At 63.8% G+C, this 17,676-nt stretch carries 19 protein-coding genes; 6 read left to right on the forward strand and 13 right to left on the reverse strand.

Features of this window, described 5'->3' with window-relative positions; genetic code table 11:
- Positions 1 to 88: 88 nt before the first annotated feature.
- The gene (locus LHL23_RS07080; protein WP_226429318.1) at positions 89 to 1,717 is read right to left on the reverse strand and encodes an AMP-binding protein; all 1,629 of its coding nucleotides are present in this window, start codon (positions 1,715 to 1,717) and stop codon (positions 89 to 91) included.
- Positions 1,718 to 1,793: 76 nt separating this feature from the next.
- Here LHL23_RS07080 and LHL23_RS07085 point away from each other — a divergent pair, with 76 nt between their 5' ends.
- From LHL23_RS07085 to LHL23_RS07095, 3 genes are all read left to right on the forward strand, one after another.
- Positions 1,794 to 2,717: a DMT family transporter gene (locus LHL23_RS07085; protein ID WP_226429319.1), complete on the forward strand. Its 924-nt coding sequence runs from the start codon at positions 1,794 to 1,796 to the stop codon at positions 2,715 to 2,717.
- Between the two features lie 166 nt (positions 2,718 to 2,883).
- On the forward strand, positions 2,884 to 3,549 hold the full coding sequence (locus LHL23_RS07090) for a sulfotransferase family 2 domain-containing protein (protein ID WP_226429320.1): 666 nt from the start codon (positions 2,884 to 2,886) through the stop codon (positions 3,547 to 3,549).
- 182 nt (positions 3,550 to 3,731) lie between these two features.
- On the forward strand, positions 3,732 to 4,406 hold the full coding sequence (locus LHL23_RS07095; protein ID WP_226429321.1) for a Hint domain-containing protein: 675 nt from the start codon (positions 3,732 to 3,734) through the stop codon (positions 4,404 to 4,406).
- Positions 4,407 to 4,488: 82 nt separating this feature from the next.
- On the opposite strand, the gene LHL23_RS07100 is transcribed toward LHL23_RS07095, so the two are convergent.
- The 9 genes from LHL23_RS07100 to LHL23_RS07140 form a co-directional block, all read right to left on the reverse strand.
- Entirely contained in the window at positions 4,489 to 6,690 is a 2,202-nt protein-coding gene (locus tag LHL23_RS07100) for a 3-hydroxyacyl-CoA dehydrogenase NAD-binding domain-containing protein (RefSeq protein WP_226429322.1), read from the reverse strand.
- Positions 6,687 to 7,172 (reverse strand): cupin domain-containing protein, encoded by a 486-nt coding sequence (locus LHL23_RS07105; protein WP_226429323.1) that lies wholly within the window; start codon positions 7,170 to 7,172, stop codon positions 6,687 to 6,689. The genes LHL23_RS07100 and LHL23_RS07105 overlap by 4 nt, the downstream gene beginning before the upstream one ends.
- A complete protein-coding gene (locus LHL23_RS07110) occupies positions 7,172 to 8,383 on the reverse strand; it encodes an acetyl-CoA C-acetyltransferase (RefSeq protein ID WP_226429324.1) in 1,212 nt (403 codons plus the stop codon). The genes LHL23_RS07105 and LHL23_RS07110 overlap by 1 nt, the downstream gene beginning before the upstream one ends.
- A gap of 10 nt (positions 8,384 to 8,393) precedes the next feature.
- Positions 8,394 to 9,026 (reverse strand): glutathione S-transferase family protein, encoded by a 633-nt coding sequence (locus LHL23_RS07115; RefSeq protein ID WP_226429325.1) that lies wholly within the window; start codon positions 9,024 to 9,026, stop codon positions 8,394 to 8,396.
- A gap of 122 nt (positions 9,027 to 9,148) precedes the next feature.
- Positions 9,149 to 10,297 carry an acyl-CoA dehydrogenase family protein gene (locus LHL23_RS07120; protein ID WP_226429326.1) on the reverse strand — a complete coding sequence of 383 codons (1,149 nt, stop codon included), beginning with the start codon at positions 10,295 to 10,297 and terminating at the stop codon, positions 9,149 to 9,151.
- Positions 10,298 to 10,325: 28 nt separating this feature from the next.
- Positions 10,326 to 10,538, reverse strand: coding sequence for a hypothetical protein (locus LHL23_RS07125; RefSeq protein ID WP_226429327.1), 213 nt, complete (start codon positions 10,536 to 10,538; stop codon positions 10,326 to 10,328).
- Between the two features lie 74 nt (positions 10,539 to 10,612).
- Positions 10,613 to 12,394, reverse strand: a complete 1,782-nt coding sequence (locus LHL23_RS07130) for an acyl-CoA dehydrogenase C-terminal domain-containing protein (protein ID WP_226429328.1) — start codon at positions 12,392 to 12,394, stop codon at positions 10,613 to 10,615.
- Positions 12,395 to 12,467: 73 nt separating this feature from the next.
- Positions 12,468 to 12,869, reverse strand: a complete 402-nt coding sequence (locus tag LHL23_RS07135; protein ID WP_029204772.1) for a MerR family transcriptional regulator — start codon at positions 12,867 to 12,869, stop codon at positions 12,468 to 12,470.
- A 281-nt stretch (positions 12,870 to 13,150) separates the two neighbouring features.
- Positions 13,151 to 13,519 (reverse strand): MerR family transcriptional regulator, encoded by a 369-nt coding sequence (locus LHL23_RS07140; RefSeq protein ID WP_222476223.1) that lies wholly within the window; start codon positions 13,517 to 13,519, stop codon positions 13,151 to 13,153.
- A 124-nt stretch (positions 13,520 to 13,643) separates the two neighbouring features.
- On the opposite strand from LHL23_RS07140, the gene LHL23_RS07145 reads away from it, so the two are divergent.
- From LHL23_RS07145 to LHL23_RS07155, 3 genes are read left to right on the forward strand one after another with little or no spacing between them, the layout of a single operon-like run.
- Entirely contained in the window at positions 13,644 to 14,066 is a 423-nt protein-coding gene (locus LHL23_RS07145) for a PaaI family thioesterase (protein ID WP_222476222.1), read from the forward strand.
- On the forward strand, positions 14,063 to 14,581 hold the full coding sequence (locus LHL23_RS07150; protein ID WP_222476221.1) for a PaaI family thioesterase: 519 nt from the start codon (positions 14,063 to 14,065) through the stop codon (positions 14,579 to 14,581). The genes LHL23_RS07145 and LHL23_RS07150 overlap by 4 nt, the downstream gene beginning before the upstream one ends.
- Positions 14,582 to 14,587: 6 nt before the next feature.
- Entirely contained in the window at positions 14,588 to 15,907 is a 1,320-nt protein-coding gene (locus tag LHL23_RS07155) for an MATE family efflux transporter (RefSeq protein WP_226429329.1), read from the forward strand.
- A gap of 36 nt (positions 15,908 to 15,943) precedes the next feature.
- Here the strand turns inward: LHL23_RS07155 and arsC are convergent, their stop codons facing one another.
- Genes arsC through LHL23_RS07170 form a run of 3 tightly spaced genes read right to left on the reverse strand, consistent with a single transcriptional unit; the run spans position 15,944 to position 17,675 of the window.
- Positions 15,944 to 16,285, reverse strand: a complete 342-nt coding sequence (gene arsC / locus LHL23_RS07160) for an arsenate reductase (glutaredoxin) (protein WP_226429467.1) — start codon at positions 16,283 to 16,285, stop codon at positions 15,944 to 15,946.
- Positions 16,282 to 17,340 (reverse strand): quinone-dependent dihydroorotate dehydrogenase, encoded by a 1,059-nt coding sequence (locus LHL23_RS07165; protein ID WP_226429330.1) that lies wholly within the window; start codon positions 17,338 to 17,340, stop codon positions 16,282 to 16,284. Before LHL23_RS07165 ends, arsC begins: the two co-directional genes overlap by 4 nt.
- Positions 17,337 to 17,675, reverse strand: a complete 339-nt coding sequence (locus LHL23_RS07170) for a DUF952 domain-containing protein (protein WP_222476216.1) — start codon at positions 17,673 to 17,675, stop codon at positions 17,337 to 17,339. The genes LHL23_RS07165 and LHL23_RS07170 overlap by 4 nt, the downstream gene beginning before the upstream one ends.
- Position 17,676 lies beyond the last annotated feature (1 nt).

Consider the following 17,676-nt stretch of genomic DNA (forward strand, 5'->3'; position numbering starts at 1 on the left):
CATGCTTATCGTTGGCGCCAGAATAATCACATAAAACAGGGGCGGCAATTTGCTTTGCCGCCCCTCAACACAGTTTTAACAAGGAAAGTCACAGGTTCTTGGCGATTTTCCTCAGTTCGAACTTCTGGATCTTGCCGGTGGAGGTTTTGGGCAGCTCCTGGAACACAACTTTCTTGGGCGCTTTGAAGCCCGCCAGGGTTTCGCGGGTGAAGGCGATCAGCGCCGCCGCGTCCTCCTTGGCGCCCGGTTTCAGCTCGACAAAGGCGCAGGGCACTTCGCCCCATTTCTCATCCGGCATGGCCGCAACGGCGGCCAGCAGCACATCGGGGTGCGCCATCAGCACGCCCTCCACCTCGACAGAGGAGATGTTTTCTCCGCCGGAGATAATGATGTCCTTGGCCCGGTCGGCGATCTGGATGTAGCCGTCGGGGTGCTGGACGGCGAGGTCGCCGGAGTTGAAATAGCCTCCCTTGAAGGCTTCGGCGGTGGCTTCGGGGTTCTTGAGATACCCTTTCATCACCACATTGCCGCGCAGTGCGATCTCGCCTTGGGCTTGGCCGTCTTTCGGCAGCACGTTGTGCTCGCTGTCGCGCACCACCACTGGCTCCAGCATCGGCATGGCAACACCCTGGCGCGATTTCTTGGCGGCAATCCCGGCCTTGTCCAGCCCGTCCCAGTCCTCTGCCTTCCAGTAGCATTCGGTGACATGGCCGAAGGTCTCGGTCAGCCCGTAGACATGGGTGATGTTAAAGCCGAGGTTCTCGATCTTCGACAGCGTTGCGGGGGCAGGCGGGGCGCCGGCGGTGAAGACCTCCACCGTGTGATCAAAGGTGCGGCGCTCCTCGTCCAGCGCGTTGACGATCATGTTCAGCACGATCGGCGCGCCGCCGAAATGGGTGACGCCCTCGTAATGGATGGCGTTGTAGATGTTCTGCGCGGTGATATCGCGGCAGCAGACCAGGGTGCCGCCGACCAGCGGCATCATCCATGTGTGGTTCCAGCCGTTGCAGTGGAACAGCGGCACGATGGTCAGATAGACCGGATGCAGCACCATCCGCCAGGACACCACCGTGCCCATGGTCATCAGGTAGGCGCCGCGGTGGTGATAGACCACGCCCTTGGGCCGCCCGGTGGTGCCGGAGGTATAGTTCAGCGCCAGGCTTTCCCACTCATCCTCGGGCATGATCCAGTGAAAATCCGGGTCGCCGCTGGCCAGCAGCGCCTCGTATTCCGTGTGGCGGCCGGTGGCGTGCCAACTGGCCTGATCGTCGGCCACTTCGATTAGAACCGGGGCGGCGCCGTCCATCTCCTCGACGGCGGCTTCAGCCAGCTCAATGAACTGCGGATCGACCAGCACCGCCTTGGCCTCGCCATGCTCAAAAATATAGGCAACCGTGCCCACATCCAGCCGGGTGTTGATGGTGTTCAGCACCGCGCCGCAAGCGGGCACGCCGAAATGCGCCTCTGCCTGGGCCGGAATATTCGGCAGCAGGGTGGCCACCACATCGCCGGGCTTCACCCCCAGCTTGACCAGGCCGGAAGCCAGGCGGGTGCAGCGCTCATGGTACTCGGCATAACTCTTGCGGTGCTTGCCATAGCTGACCGCCAGACGGTCCGGAAACACCTGTGCCGCACGTTGCAGATGCGAAAGCGGCGTCAGCGGCACATAATTTGCGGCGGTCTTCTCCAGACCGGTTTCATCCGCCATCCACCCCATCAGTTTCCTCCCCTGAATCACTTTGGTGTCGCTTAGAGGACAGATATTGCGGAAAGTTGCGGGCAATGGGAAGGGTATGAAACAAACAGCCGCACTCTCCGCACCGGGCACCAGCCAGGCCGCAGCAGCGCAGTCGATGCTGGCGGCGATGCTGATTATCGGCATCACCGACAACGCCGTGCCGCTGATGGCCGAGACCATCGGGCTGGGCCAGTTCTACTTGTTGCGCACATTTGTCGCACTGCCGTTCCTGCTGCTGATGGCGCGTGCAGGGCTCGGCGGTCTGAGATCCCGCAACTTCGGCGCGGTGCTCTTGCGGGCGGTGCTGGTGGCGGTGTCGATGGTGTTCTACTTCTCCGCCGTGGCGCTGATGCCGATAGCCCAGGCGCTGGCCGGGCTGTTTACTTCGCCGATCCTGATCGTGGTGATTTCCGTCCTGTTCCTCAGGATGCGGATCGGCTGGATCCGGATTGCGGCCGTTCTTTGCGGCTTTGCAGGCGTCCTGATGGTGCTGCAGCCGGATCCGGCCGCTTTCAACTGGCTGATCCTGGTGCCAGTGGCGGGCGGGCTGTTCTACGCGCTCGGCTCGCTGGCGACCGGCCTCTATTGCCAGGGCGAAAGCACGGTGGCGATGCTGTTCATCTACCTGCTGGTGCAAGGCGTGCTCGGCGCCATGCTGCTGGCAGGGCTGGAGATTTGGCCGCAGGCGGTGCCCGCGGGCGCGGACGGTTTTGTCACCCGCGGCTGGGTCTGGCCGCTGTGGGACATTGCCCACCTGATCCTGCTGCAGGGCTGCGCGGCGGTGGGCGGCGTGTTCCTGATCACTAAGGCCTACCAGCTGGGCGAGGCGTCTTATGTTGCCGTGTTCGAATACTCGGTGATGATCGTCGGCCCGGGGGTTGCCTGGGCCTATTGGGGGCAGGCGCTGAACATCTGGCAGGTGCTGGGCATTGGTCTGATCATTGCGGCCGGATCCACCATCGCGCTGCGCTCCAGGTAGAAGGCGGAGGGGCGCTGCCCCTCTTGGCCCCGAGGGGCCAATTCACCCCGGAGTATTTGCGCAAAGGTGAAAGGGGCTGGGAGCCGTGCGTTCGCGCTGCTGCCCGCTCCGCCGCCTCGCGTAAATCAGCATTTCCAACAGCGGATCAATACCCTAGGGTCGGGACATGATCCTGTCCCAAGGCCGCCGGTACGTTTTCATTCATATCCCCAAGACCGGCGGCACCGCGCTAGCGCTGGCGCTGGAGGCGCGCGCGATGGCGGATGACATGATGCTGGGCGACACGCCGAAAGCACTGAAGCGCCGGCGCCGCCTGAAGGATACTGAGACGCGCGGGCGGCTGTGGAAGCACTCCACTCTGGCCGACATCGAAGGGCTGGTTCCGGATGAGGTAATGAGAGGCCTGTTCGCCTTCACCCTGGTGCGCAACCCCTGGGACCGGGCGGTCAGCTATTACCACTGGCTGCGCGAACAGAGCTTCGATCATCCGGCCATCGGCCTGGCGCACAGCCTCGAGTTCCGCGCCTTCGTGCAGCACCCGGAGATCATCGCAGCCTTCCGCGGCACCCCGGCATCCTCCTATATGCGCCATGCAGACGGCGCAGAGCAGTGCCAGCTCTATATCCGGCTGGAGCATTTCCGCGACGACGCGCAGCCCTTGTTTGATCATCTCGGGTTTTCGCTTGAGCTGCCCGTGGTCAACGAAAGCGGCCGGCAGCGGGACTGGCGGGTCTATTACGACGATGCCGCCGCCGAAGCCATCGCAGCAGCCTGCTCGCGGGACATTGCGCAATTTGAATACTCTTTTAACGATTCTCTCCTATCCAGATAGCGCAGTGCAGCGTTGGCAGCGCCTGGCCGGAACCTGATCCGGCCTATGGCAGGCTGATTGGCGCGCCAAAGTGAACAATGCCCGGTTTTTGCCTTAATTCCGGCCCATAAGTGGCAAGGATCAAAGAAAAAGATCGGGATGGCCAGCGGTGTGGCTGCCGCGGCCGCAGGAAAGGATCGCAGATGCTGGATTGGCTTCTGAAACGCACGCATGTCCCGGCGGACCGGGTGATGAACAGCGGCTTCCCGCTGGTAACGGTGGGCCAGGGCGGGTTTCTGGCCGGAACCCATGTGGCGTCCAATCTCGGCTGGCGCCCGGTAGAGGCGCTGACGCCGGGCGACAAGGTGCTGACCTTCGATCACGGCATGCAGACCGTGGTGGAACTGCAGCGCGAGGTCATAATCCCGGCAGAGGGCGATCTGGAACCGGCCCGCTGCCCGCTGTTCGTGCCGCGCGACGCGCTGATGAACCGGGTGCCGATGTGGCTGATGCCGGATCAGGGCGTGCTGTTGGAAAGCGAGCTGGTGGAGGACGCCCAGGGCGATCCCTTTGCCATCGTTCCGGCCTGCACGCTGGAAGGCTACCGCGGCATCCGCCGGATGCATCCGGGCGCCCAGCTTGAGCTGGTCATGCCGCGCTTTGCCGAGGATCAGGTGATTTATCTGGAGGCCGGGATGCTGGGCTATGCAGCGGCTCCGGCGAACCTGATGTGCGGGCGGGTGTATTCCGAGGCAGGCGCCTACCGGGTGCTGCCGCCAGAAGAGGCGCGCGGCCTGGTTCTGTCAATGATGGCGGAGGAGGACTTCTGGCCTGCTGGTGCCGCTGAAAGTGCGGCGCAGACCGTGGTCAGAATGTAGGATCAGCTTAGGCGTTCAACCTCTTGCCAGAATGGAAAAGGCCGGCGTGTGGGCGCCGGCCTTTTCCATTTCGTGCTCTCACTCAGGCGGCGGCGGATTTCTCCGGCGCAAAGCGCGTGTAGAAGCTCTGGCCCTTCTCCGCCATCTCGCGTAGCAGCGCCGGGCAGGCGAAGCGCTCGCCGAACTGTTCGGTCAAGCTGTCGCAGCGCTCTGCCGCATAAGGCGTGCCGAGGATGTCCAGCCAGCTGAGAGGACCGCCGGACCACGGCGCAAAGCCCCAGGCCAGGATGGCGCCGACGTCGCCCTCGCGGATGTCCATCAGCACGCCTTCCTCCAGCGCCCGCACCGCTTCCAGCACCTGCGCGAACATCAGCCGCTCCTGCACCTCGATCAGATCGGGCTGTTCGGCCGCCAGCGGGTACTTCTCCTGCAGGCCCCTCCAGTATTCAACGCGCTTACCCTTGTCGTCATATTCGAAGAAGCCGGCATTGGCCTTGCGGCCCAGACGGCCCTGTTCCTCCATCCAGAAGATCAGGTCGTCCGCCGGGCTTTCCGGGTAGGCATCGCCCATAGCCGCCTTGGTGGCGCGGGCAATCTTGGCGCCCAGATCAATCGAGGTCTCATCGGTCAGCTGTACTGGGCCCACTGGGAAGCCAAGCTGCCGTGCGGCGTTGTCGATCAGCACCGGGCTGACGCCCTCGGTGATCATCCGCAGGCCCTCGTTGATATAGGGCAGGATGCAGCGGTTGGCGTAGAAGAAGCGCGCGTCATTCACCACGATCGGCGTCTTGCGGATCTGGCGCACGTAGTCCAGCGCCTTGGCCACCGCACGGTCGCCGGTTTCCTTGCCCTTGATGATCTCCACCAGGAACATCTTCTCGACGGGCGAGAAGAAGTGGATGCCGATGAACTGCTCCGGCCGGCTGGAGGCCTTGGCCAGTTCGGTGATCGGCAGGGTGGAGGTGTTGGAGGCAAAGATGCAGTCCTCGGGAATGATCGCCTCAACCTTCTGGGTCATCTCGGCCTTGACGCTCGGGTCTTCGAACACCGCCTCGATGATCAGGTCGCAGCCCTTCAGCGCGTCGATATCCGGGGTGGCGGTGATCTGCGCCAACAGCGCTTCTTTCTTCTCCTCGGTCGCCTTGCCGCGCTTGATGCCCTTGTCCATATAGGCGGCGGAATAGGCCTTGCCCTTGTCGGCGGCCTCCTGGTCACGGTCGATCAGCACCACTTCCATACCGGCCTGGGCCGAGACCAGCGCAATGCCAGCGCCCATCATGCCCGCACCCAGCACGCCGATTTTCCTGACCGACTGGTCCGGAACATCCTTGGGCCGCACCGCGCCTTTTTCCAGCGCCTGCTTGTTCAGGAACAGGCTGCGGATCATGGCGGAGGACGAGGGGTTCATCAGCACGTTGGTGAACCAGCGCGCTTCGATCTTCAGTGCGGTGTCGAAATCGACCAGCGCGCCCTCGTAGATGGAGGACAGCAGCGCCTTGGCCGCCGGGAAGGCGCCCTGTGTCTTGCCGTTTACCATGGCGGAAGCACCGACAAAGGTCATGAATCCCGCGGGATGATAGGGCGCGCCGCCCGGCATCTTGTAGCCTTTGGCATCCCAGGGCTTGACCAGATCGGCGTCCTTGGCGTTCAGCACCCACTCCTTGGCCGCGGCCAGCGCATCATCGGCAACCGCGTCGATCAGCTGCGCGCCCTTGGCTTTCTTCGGGTCCATCATCTTGCCTTCCAGCAGGACAGGGGCCGCTGCCATCGCGCCCACCATGCGGGAGTACCGCGTGGTGCCGCCGCCGCCGGGGAAGATGCCGATCATGATTTCCGGCAGGCCGATCTTGGCCTTGGGATTGGAGGTCATCACCCGGTGATGGCAGGCCAGTGCAATCTCGGTGCCGATGCCGGCGCAGGTGCCGTTGATCGCACAGGCCACCGGCTTGCCGCCCTTCTTGGTCTTGGGGTCCATGCCTGCCAGCTCCAGCTTGCGCAGGATGCGGTGGCCGCCCATGGTGAAGTCGAACAACCCCTGAGCCGGGTTCTCACCCGACTCTTCGCGGATGGTGGCCAGCACGTTCAGGTCCATGCCGCCGGCAAAGTCCTTCTTGCCGCTGGTGATCACGATGCCCTTCACGGCCTCGTCTTCCAGTGCCCGGTCCACGTATTCCTCCACCAGGCCAAAGGCCTCGCGGGTGAGGACGTTCATGCTCTTGCCCTCGGCGTCCCAGGTGATGATTGCGACGCCGTCTGCGTCCACGTCGTATTTGAAATCGCTCATGTGTCTTCTCCGGTCTGGTCAGCCGTCAGCGGGCTGCCGTCCTTACGGGTGAATGTGAACTCGCCGCCTGCGAATTTCACCATCATGTCCAAATCGCTGTAATAGCCGGTCTCTGTGGGGGTGCGGGTGCCCACCACCAGAAACGCCGCGGGCTTGTCCGAACGGTTCACCAGATGGTGGCCGTTCTCTTCGCCCGCCGGAAAGGCGGCGCAGTCGCCCGGCATCAATTCATGCGCGCCCTGATCGTCGATCAGGGTGCAGATGCCCTCTGTCACCATCACGAACTCATCCTGCTCCATGTGGTAATGGCGCAGGGAGGAGGCCGCGCCGGGCTCCAGCCGCACGATGTTGACACCGAACTGGCTGAGCCCGCCAGGGTCGCCCAAGGGCTGGACGCTGCGGCCCGCGCAGGCCTCGGCCAGCTTGCCCGGATAGCCCGATCCGGTGCGCCAGGGCAGTTGGGATAGGTCCAGCTTCGCCATCACACGCGCTCGATGATGGTGGCGGCGCCCATGCCTGATGCGATGCAAAGGGTGGCCAGACCGGTTTCCTTGTCCTGCCGCTCCAGCTCATCCAGCAGGGTTCCGATGATAATCGCGCCGGTGGCGCCCAGCGGGTGGCCCATTGCGATGGAGCCACCGTTGACGTTCACCAGCCCCGGGTCCACGTCGAACGCCTGCTGGAACCGCAGCACGACGGATGCAAAGGCCTCGTTCACCTCGAAAAGGTCGATGTCGCCGATGGTCATGCCGTTGTCGGCCAGAATCTTCTCGGTCACCGGCACCGGGCCTGTCAGCATGATGGTCGGATCGGTGCCGATCTTGGCGGTGGCCTTGATGCGGGCGCGCGGCTTCAGGCCGTGCTTTTCGCCGAATTCCTTGTTGCCGATCAGAAGCGCCGCTGCACCGTCCACGATGCCAGAGGAGTTGCCCGCGTGGTGGATGTGGTTGATCCGTTCCAGATGCGGGTACTTCAGCATCGCCACCTTGTCGAAGCCTGGCATCTGCTCGCCCATCATCTGGAACGCGGGGTTCAGCGATCCAAGCGCCTGCATGTCTGTGCCGGGGCGCATGTATTCGTCATGGCTCAGGATCGGAAGGCCGTTCTGGTCGGTGACGGTGATCACCGATTTGTCGAACCGCTTCTCTTCCCAGGCCTTGGCAGCCCGGCGCTGGCTCTCCATCGCCAGAGCGTCTGCCTGATCACGGGTAAAGCCGTATTCGGTGGCGATGATGTCGGCCGAGATGCCCTGCGGCACGAAATAGGTTTCCATCGCCAGGGAGGGATCAACCGCAATTGCCGCGCCGTCACTGCCCATGGCCACCCGGCCCATCATCTCGACGCCGCCCGCGATATAGGCATCGCCCGCGCCGCCCTTCACCTGGTTTGCCGCCAGGTTCACCGCTTCCATGCCGGAGGCGCAGAAGCGGTTGATCGCAAGACCCGGAATGCGTTCGTCCAGATCTGAGGCCAGAACTGCCGAGCGTGCCAGGCAGCCGCCCTGTTCCATCACCTGGGTCACGTTGCCCCAGATAACGTCCTCGACCGCGTGGCCTTCCAGGTTGTTGCGTTCCTTGATCGCGTTCAGCGTCAGGGCGGAGAGGCGGACCGAGGTCACCTCATGCAAGGATCCGTCCTTGCGTCCCTTGCCGCGCGGGGTGCGCAGCGCGTCATAGATATATGCGTCTGTCATTGTGCTCTCCTCAGGCCCGGTCCGACGGGTTGCCGGGCATCAAGTCATAGGGGTGTTTCCAGCCGGGCAGGGCGCTGATGCGGTCCAGCCAGGCGTCGATATGGGGCCAGTCGGCCCGGTCAAAGCCAAAGGGCTCCGGATAAAACAGGTAGCCGCAGCAGGTCAGATCGGCGTTGGTGAGGCCGTCGCCCACGATCCACTCGCGGCCCTGCAAATGGGTGTTCAAGGTGGTGAAGGCAGCCTTCAGGCGGCCCTGCATGAAGGCGATCACTTCCTGCGGGCGCTTGTCCTCGGGCAGGAAATTCATCAGGAACCGGGTCATGCCTGCCTGGCTGGACAGTTTGTGGTTGTCCCACAGGATCCAGCGCAGAACTTCGTATTTGTCTTCCGGGGCGCCTGCGAACTTGCCGGTCTTGTCGCTGATATACTGCTGGATCACGCCGGACTGCGACAGGCGCAGATCGCCGTCCACCAGCACCGGCGCCTCTGCCATCACGTTGAGGCCGCGGTAATCATCGCTGCGGTGCGCGCCGCTGAAGAAGTCGACAAAGACCGGCTCCCACGCCAGGCCGGACAGTTCCAGCGCCAGCGCCGCCTTGTAGGAATGGCCGCTTTCGCCGAAGCAATGCAGTTTGATTGTCATCTGTTGCTCCCTGTGTCTGCTGGCGGAGCGGGGGGTCACATCCCCGCACCCCCGTAGAGTATTTTTCGGAAAGATGATGGGGCGTTAACCTGCCTCCCGCGATCCCGCCGCGGCCCCTGCGGCTACAGCGACCGCGCAATCAGCTCCTTCATGATCTCATTGGTGCCGCCGTAGATCCGCTGTACCCGCGCGTCAGCCCACATCTCGCCCACCGCGTATTCCTGCATGTAGCCGTAGCCGCCATGCAGCTGCAGGCATTCGTCCAGCACCTCTCCCTGGGTGTCGGTGATCCAGTATTTCGCCATCGCCGCCTTTTCGACGGTAAGCTTGCCCTGCAAATGTTCGGCGATGCATTCATCCAGAAAGGCGCGCGCGACCTTGGTCTTGGTCAGGCACTCGGCCAGCTTGAAGCGGGTGTTCTGAAACTGCGTCAGCGGCCCGCCAAAGGCCTCGCGCTCCTTGCAATAGGCCACCGTGCGCTCCACCGCGCCTTCCATTGCGCCGACTGCGCCGCAGGCGATGATCAGCCGTTCCTGCGGCAGCTGCTGCATCATCTGATAGAACCCCTGGCCCTCAACGCCTCCCAGGATGTTCTCCGGCGGGATTTCCACATCGCTGAAGAACAGCTCAGACGTGTCTGCTGCGTGGCAGCCGATCTTGTCGAGGTTGCGGCCGCGGCTGAAACCTTCGGCGCCGTCAGTTTCCACCGCCACCAGCGACACGCCCTTGGCGCCCTGTGCCGGATCGGTCTTGGCCGCCACCAGGATCAAGTTGGCGTGCTGGCCGTTGGTGATGAAGGTCTTCTGCCCCGACAGCCGGTAGGCATTGCCGTCTTTCACCGCCTTGGTCTTGATCGCCTGCACGTCGGAGCCGGTGGAGGGTTCGGTCATTGCCAGCGCGCCGACCAGCTCGCCGGTCACCATCTTCGGCAGCCAGCGCTGTTTCTGCTCCTCGGTGCCATAGGCCAGGATGTAATGCGCAACGATGCCGGAATGGATGCCATTGCCCCAGCTGGCCAGGTTGGCGCGGCTGCCTTCCATCAGGATCACCGCCTCATGGCCGAAATCTCCGCCGGCGCCGCCATAGCTTTCAGGGATCGACGGGCACAGCAGGCCCAGCGCGCCGGCCTGGTTCCAAGTCTCCCGCTCCATCAGCCCCTGCTTGCGCCAGGTCTCGAACTTCGGCGCCCATTCGTTGGTGATGAACTGGGCCGTCATCTCCCCAAGCATCTGGTGCTCTTCCGTCATCCATGCGGAGTGCGTGCTGGTCATCTTTCTCCCTTCGGCCCGGTTGCGGGCCTTATCTCTTGCGGGCCTCCAGCTCGGCGTTGAACAGCCGCAGCCGGTGGCTCAGGTTCTCGTAGTCCGTCACGCTGTCGAAGTTCTCGAACAGGAATGACAGCGCTTCTCCCTCATCCAGCCCGGCCTCCTGGGCGAATTTCCTCAGCCTGCGGTAGCCGTCCTCCGTCATCGCGATCGGCAGGCGGCGGGTCAGGCGGAAACGTTTCGGCATCTTGCGGTCCTTTGTGTGTCAAAGCACCGGCCGGGGCTTGGGCAGGGCGCCCCGCGATGGGACGCCCGAAGGCATCAGAAGGCGTCTGCGTCCAGCGCCATCACCGTGTCCGCACCGCTTTCGATGCGGGCCAGGTGCAGCTTGGTCGCGGGCAGCCGCCGTGCCATGTAATACCGGCCGGTTGCGAGTTTCGTCTCATAGAACGCCGCGTCATCGGCCCCGGCGTCAAGCGCTTCCTGCGCTGCCTTGCCCATCTTCGCCCACATCAGGCCGAGGCAGACCTGGCCGAACAGATGCATGAAGTCATAGGAGCCGGCCAGCGCCTGGTTCGGATCCTTCATGCCATTTTGCATGAAGAACATGCCGGCCGCCTGCAGATCCTTCGACGCCGCCTTCAGCGGTTCGATGAAGTCCTTGCTGAAAGCCTCTGAAATATCTTTGTTTTCCTGGCAGAAGGTCTTCACCATGTCAAAGAAGGCAAGGACGTATTTGCCGCCGTGCTGGCCCAGCTTGCGGCCCACCAGATCCAGCGCCTGCACGCCGTTGGCGCCCTCGTAGATCATCGCGATGCGGGCGTCGCGGGTGTATTGCGACATGCCCCATTCCTCGATGTAGCCGTGGCCGCCATAGACCTGCTGTGCCAGCACGGTCATGTCATAGCCCTGATCGGTCAGGAAGCCCTTGATCACCGGCGTCATCAGCGAGATCAGACCGTCCGCATCCTTGTCACCGGCGCGGTGCGCCTGGTCGATCAGGGTGGCGCCCCACAGCAGGAACGCGCGCGCGCCCTCGGCAAAGCTTTTCTGATCCATCAGCGAGCGGCGGATGTCCGGGTGCACGATCAGCGGGTCCGCCGGGCCGCCCGGGTTCTTGGCGCCGGTCACGTCGCGGCCCTGCAAGCGGTCCTTGGCGTATTCCACCGCGTTCTGATAGGCGGCCTCGGCCTGCGCCAGTCCCTGCATGCCGACGCCCAGGCGGGCCTCGTTCATCATAGTGAACATGGCGCGCATGCCCTTGTGCTCTTCGCCCAGCAGCCAGCCGGTTGCGCCGTCATAGTTCATCACGCAGGTGGAGTTGCCGTGAATGCCCATCTTCTCCTCGATCTTGCCGACCGAGACGCCGTTGCGCTCACCCAAGCTGCCGTCCGCGTTCACCAGGAACTTGGGCACGATGAACAGGCTGACGCCCTTGATGCCCTCGGGGCCGCCGGGGATCTTGGCCAGCACCAGGTGCACGATGTTCTCGGCCATGTCGTGATCGCCGGAGGAGATGAAGATCTTCTGCCCGGAAATTTCGAAGCTGCCGTCGCCTTGCGGTTCCGCCTTGGTGCGCATCAGGCCCAGGTCGGTGCCGCAGTGCGGCTCGGTCAGGTTCATGGTGCCGGTCCACTGGCAGCTGATCATGTTGGGCAGATAGGTGGCCTTCTGCTCATCCGTGCCATGCGCCAGGATCGCCGACGCCGCGCCATGGGTCAGGCCCTGGTACATGGTGAACGCCTGGTTCGCGGCCGAGAAGAACTCCCCCACTGCGGTGCCCATCACATAAGGCATGTTCTGGCCGCCGAACTCTTCGGGCATGTCGAGCCCGGTCCAGCCGCCTTCCTTCATCTGCTCGAAGGCGCCCTTGAACCCCTTGGGGGTGTAGACCACGCCGTTTTCCAGGCGGCAGCCCTCCTGATCGCCCACCACATTCAGCGGGTGCAGCACTGCGCTGGCGATCTTGCCTGCCTCTTCCAGCACGGCTCCGGTGAACTCCGGGTCCAGCTCGCTGTATCCCGGGATGTCTCGGCCAGTGACTTTCAGCACATCGTGCAGGACAAACTGGGCGTCTTTGGCAGGGGCTCGATAGGAAGGCATTGCGGTCCTCTTCAGGGTCTTGGTGATCGTGGTCAATGCCGGGCATGCCGGCGGGAAAGGGCGGGGCAGCGGCCTATTCGGCCGCCTCCTGCTTGGCCTTCATCGAAGCGATCATCTTCTCGCCCCAGGCCAGCTGGTCCTTCAGGTCCTCGATTGCCTCGGTCAGCTCCTCGCGCTGGCGCTCCATATCGGCGAGCCGGTCACGCGCGACCTCATAGGTCTTGGTGAGCTGGGTCACCTGCTGGTCGCCGACGTGGTACAGTTCCAGCAACTGGCGGATCTCCTCCAGGCTGAACCCGAACCGCTTGCCGCGCAGGATCAGCTTCAGCCGGGCGCGGTCGCGTTTGGTGAACAGCCGTTTCTGGCCGTCGCGGATCGGGAACAGCAGTTCCTTGGCTTCGTAGAACCGGAGCGTGCGGGGCGTCACGTCAAAGGCCTCGCACATCTCGCGGATGGTCATGGTTTCTTCGGTCATCGTCGTCACTCTTACGGCTTGGTGCAGGACCAAGCTGTGCGCAGTTCGGATTTCGATCAAGACTGACTTTACGTTTACGTAAGATCTACGTTGCGTCACTTTCGGGATGGGCGGAAGTTCGCAAAACGTACATATTGTGACGCGACGTTACCGGTCCGCCGACGGCCTGCAGGCCGTTTCGGCAACGGATCAGTCCGGGAAACAGGCGAATCCTGCGGCGGCCGAAAAAGGAAAACCCCGCCACAAGGGCGGGGCTTTGGTTCCGGCAAGAGCTGTGCGGGTTACTTTAGCAGTGCCCGGGTGCTTTCGCGCAGTTCGCTGAGTTCTTCAATAGCCTCATTGATCTGCTCGCGCTGCTTTTCCAGCTCGACCAGCTGGCGGTCGGCCATTTCCATGAACGCATGGTTCTGGGCGTCATTGCCCTCTTTTTCATAGATCAGCAGCCACTGGCGGATCTCTTCCAGCTGAAAGCCGAACTTGCGCCCGCGCAGGATCAGCTTCATCCGGGCGCGCTCGCGCGCGCCATAGAACCGCGACCGGCCTTCGCGGTCCGGCTGCAGCAATTCGATGTATTCATAGTAGCGCAGCGTCCGCGGCGTGACCTCGAACTCGGCGCACATTTCCTTGAATGACAATCTGTTGTCGGTCATCCGTCGTCTCCCTTGCCGGGAACCTATGCACTTGCAGCGAACAGTGCAACCTCCGCGGCGGCACACTTGCGCTTTTGCCGGGGCAGGGCCAAAGATGAGGGAGACATTTCAAAGGGACCGCCCCATGGCCGACAAGACAGAGCTCGCGCGCCAGTTCATCGAAGCAATCCCCCATGCCAAGCAGCTGGGGATGAAGCTGACTGAGATCGGCGACGGCACCGCCGAGATCCGCATGGCCTATGATGACAAGCTGATCGGCGATCCGGCCACCGGCGTCATTCACGGCGGTGCGGTCTCAGCCCTGATGGACACCTGCTGCGGCGCAGCGGTGATGAGCCACCCGTCCGCCCCCGGCGGCACCGCCACCATCGACCTGCGCATCGATTACATGCGCCCGGCCACTCCGGGGCAGGCGATCACCACCCGTGCCACCTGCCACCACATCACCCGCACCGTTGCCTTTGTCCGCGCCGTGGCGATGGACGAGGATGAGGACCGCCCCGTCGCCACCGCCTCAGGCGCCTTTACCGTGGAGAAGAAGTTTTGAGCCGCCCCCGTCCCGAACCGATCCAGGTGGTCAAGCAGCGCCGCGATGCAGCCCTGTCGGCGCTGGTGGATTCGGTGCCTTACATCCGCTTCCTGAACGTCACTTTTGAGCGCCGCGGCGATGAGCTGACGGCGCAGCTGAATTTCGATGACAAGCTGATCGGCAACCCGTTCCTGCCCGCGATTCACGGCGGGGTTACCGCGGCCTTCCTGGAAATCACCGCGATGATCACGCTCAATTGGTCGCACCTGTGGCAGCGTATCGAATCCGGCGATCTGGACCCGGCGGAAATGGCCAAGGGCAACCTGCCGCGCCAGCCCAAGACCATCGACTTCACCGTCGACTACCTGCGCTCCGGCCTGCCGCGCGATGCCTATGCGCGGGCGCGGGTGAACCGCTCCGGCCGCCGCTATGCCTCGGTGCATGTGGAGGCCTGGCAGGATCACAAGGACAAGCTGTTTGCGCAGGCCACCGGCCATTTCCTGATGCCGCAGGACAAGAACGGCGAAGGCTGAACAGCCATGATCAGCGCTGATGCGGACATCACCCACAAACGGGTGCTGACGATCGCTTTGCCGATTGTTCTGTCGAACGCCACGGTACCCATTCTGGGCGCCGTGGATACCGGCGTCGTCGGCCAGATGGGCGAGGCTGCACCGATCGGTGCCGTGGGCATCGGTGCGGTGATTCTGGCGACGATCTACTGGATCTTCGGTTTCCTGCGGATGGGCACTACCGGTTTGGCTGCGCAGGCGCGCGGGGCAGGGGACTGGGCCGAAACCGGTGCCCTTCTGATGCGCGGGCTGCTCTTGGCCTTTGCCGCCGGAACCGTCTTCATCATTGCCCAGGCAGCGGTGTTCTGGGGCGCCTTTGCACTGGCGCCCGCCAGTGCCGAGGTTGAAAGCCTGGCCCGCGACTACCTGCAGATCCGCATCTGGGGCGCGCCGGCCACCATTGCGCTTTATGCGGTCACTGGCTGGCTGATCGCGGTGGAGCGCACCCGCGGCGTGTTCCTGCTGCAGGTCTGGATGAACGGGCTGAACATCGTGCTGGATCTTTGGTTCGTGCTGGGGCTCGGCTGGGGGGTGGAGGGCGTTGCCATCGCCACGCTGATCGCTGAATGGAGCGGGCTGGCGCTGGGGCTGTACCTGTGCCGCAGTGCTTTTGCCGGCGATCAGTGGCGCGACTGGGCGCGGGTGTTCGATCCGGCGCGGCTCAAACGGATGATGCAGGTGAACGGCGACATCATGGTGCGCTCGGTGCTGCTCACCGGTTCCTTCACCACTTTCCTGTTCATCGGCTCCGGCATCGGCGACGTGAATCTCGCCGCCAACCAGATCCTGCTGCAATTTGTCGAGATCACCGCCTTTGCGCTCGATGGCTTTGCCTTCTCGGCCGAGGCATTGGTGGGCGGAGCGGTTGGCGCCAAGGCGCGGGACCGCGTGCGCCGGGCGTCGGTGGTCACGTCGCAATGGGGCGTGGGCGGTGCAGTGCTTCTGGGCGTCACCTTTGCGGCTGGCGGCCCTTGGCTGATCGATCTCATGTCCACTTCGCCGGAAGTCCGCGAGGCGGGGCGGGTGTTCCTGATCTGGGCCGTGGCAATGCCGGTGCTGAGCGTTGCAAGCTGGATGTTCGACGGCATCTACATCGGCGCCACCTGGACCGGCGCCATGCGGCGGGCAATGCTGCAATCGGTGGCAATCTATGCGGCGGCGCTGCTGATCCTGGTGCCGGTCTTTGGCAACCACGGCCTCTGGGCATCGCTGATGGTTCTGAACCTGGCCCGCGGTGTGACGCTGGGCCTGCGCTACCCGCGGCTGGAGGCGCAGGTTGGTGCATAAGTGTGAAGAGCGGGCCAACAGGCCCGCGCTAGCCGATTACAGCAGTGTCTCAATAGCTTCGGTCGGGCGGCCGATCACTGCCTTGCCGTTCTTGATGGCAATCGGGCGTTCGATCAGGATCGGATGCGCGGCCATTGCCGCCAGCAGCTCCTCCTCTGCGCTGTCCTTGCTCAGGCCCAGCTCTTTAAAGGCCTTCTCGCCGGTCCGCATCATTTCCACTGCGGTGAGGCCAAGAGCGGTTTGCACCGCCTTCAGTTCCTCAACCGAGGGCGCATCTTCCAGATAGGCGCGCGTCTGCACCTCTGCGCCGCGCGCCTCGATCAGCGCAAGGCCCGCACGGGATTTCGAGCACTTCGGGTAATGCCAGTAGGTGATCACAGCCAATCCTTCCGTTTGGTTCCAACCGCTTGCGCGACGTTGTCAAACCCGTCCCGTGCCAGCAGCGCGTCCAGCCCGCGGGCAATATCACCGGCCAGCGACAGCCCGCCATAGACCATCGCGGTGTAAAATTGCACGGCTGAGGCTCCGGCGCAGATCTTGGCATAGGCCTGCTCTGCCGTGCTGATGCCGCCGACGCCGACCAGCGGCACCTTGCCGTCCAGAAGCTCCGACAGCTGCGCCAGAACCCGGGTGGATTTTTCAAACAGCGGCGCGCCGGAGAGGCCCCCGGCTTCGCCTTTGTGGGCACTGCGCAAGCCGTCGCGCGACAGGGTGGTGTTGGTGGCAATCACCGCGTCGATGCCGGTCTCCAGCGCGACGGCGGCAATGTCCTCGATCCCTGCGCGGTCCAGATCCGGGGCAATTTTCAGGAACACCGGCACCCGGCGGGAAAGGACCTCGCGGGTCTCGATCACGCCTGCCAGCAGCGCCGAAAGTGCTGCCTTGCCCTGCAGGTCGCGCAGCTTTTCGGTGTTGGGCGAAGAGACGTTGACGGTGGCAAAATCCAGATGCGCGCCGCAGTGGGCCAGCACCTTGGCGAAATCCGCGGCGCGGTCCTCACTGTCCTTGTTGGCGCCGAGGTTCAAGCCGATCACCGCGTCGCGCGGGCGCTGCGCCAGCCGGGCGCCGATTGCCTCCATCCCCTCGTTGTTGAAGCCGAAACGGTTGATCGCTGCCTTGTCCTCCGTCAGGCGGAACAGGCGCGGCTTGGGGTTGCCGGGCTGCGGGCGGGGCGTTGCCGCGCCGACCTCGATAAAGCCGAAGCCGGATTTCGACAGCGGCGCCAATGCCTCGGCGTTCTTGTCATAGCCAGCCGCCAGACCAACTGGGTTCGGCAGTTCGATCCCTGCCAGAGTGGTCTTGAGCCGGGCAGAGGTCACCGGACCGGGAGCTGGGGCCAGTCCCATCGTCAGTGCCTTCACCGACAGCCCGTGCGCCGCCTCCGGGTCGATCCGGTGCATCGCGGCCAGGGCCAGTTTCTCTGTCAGCTTCATGCCATTTCCTCCGGGAACTGATGGGTGCCCTCCACCAGCGGCAGCGGCTTGGCCCAGACCACATCCGCCATGCGGATCATGCGGTAAAGATGCGGGAACTCGGCACCGCCGCGGGACACTTCCCACTTCAGGTCCGCACCCATCGCGTCTGCATCGCAGGCCAGCAGCGTCAGCCCTTCGGCGTCTGCAAAATGCTTGGCCGCGGTCTCAGCCGCCTGGGATGCGGTGGAGAAATGGACATAGCCGTCCGCAACATCAATCGGCGCGCCCCGGGTCTCGCCCGCGGCCTGCAGCGCGGCCCATTCGTCCGCCCGGAAAATCTTGTAAATCAGCATA

The sequence above is a fragment of the Leisingera sp. McT4-56 genome (assembly GCF_020514995.1).
In the GTDB taxonomy this organism is placed as follows: Bacteria; Pseudomonadota; Alphaproteobacteria; order Rhodobacterales; family Rhodobacteraceae; genus Leisingera; species Leisingera aquaemixtae_A.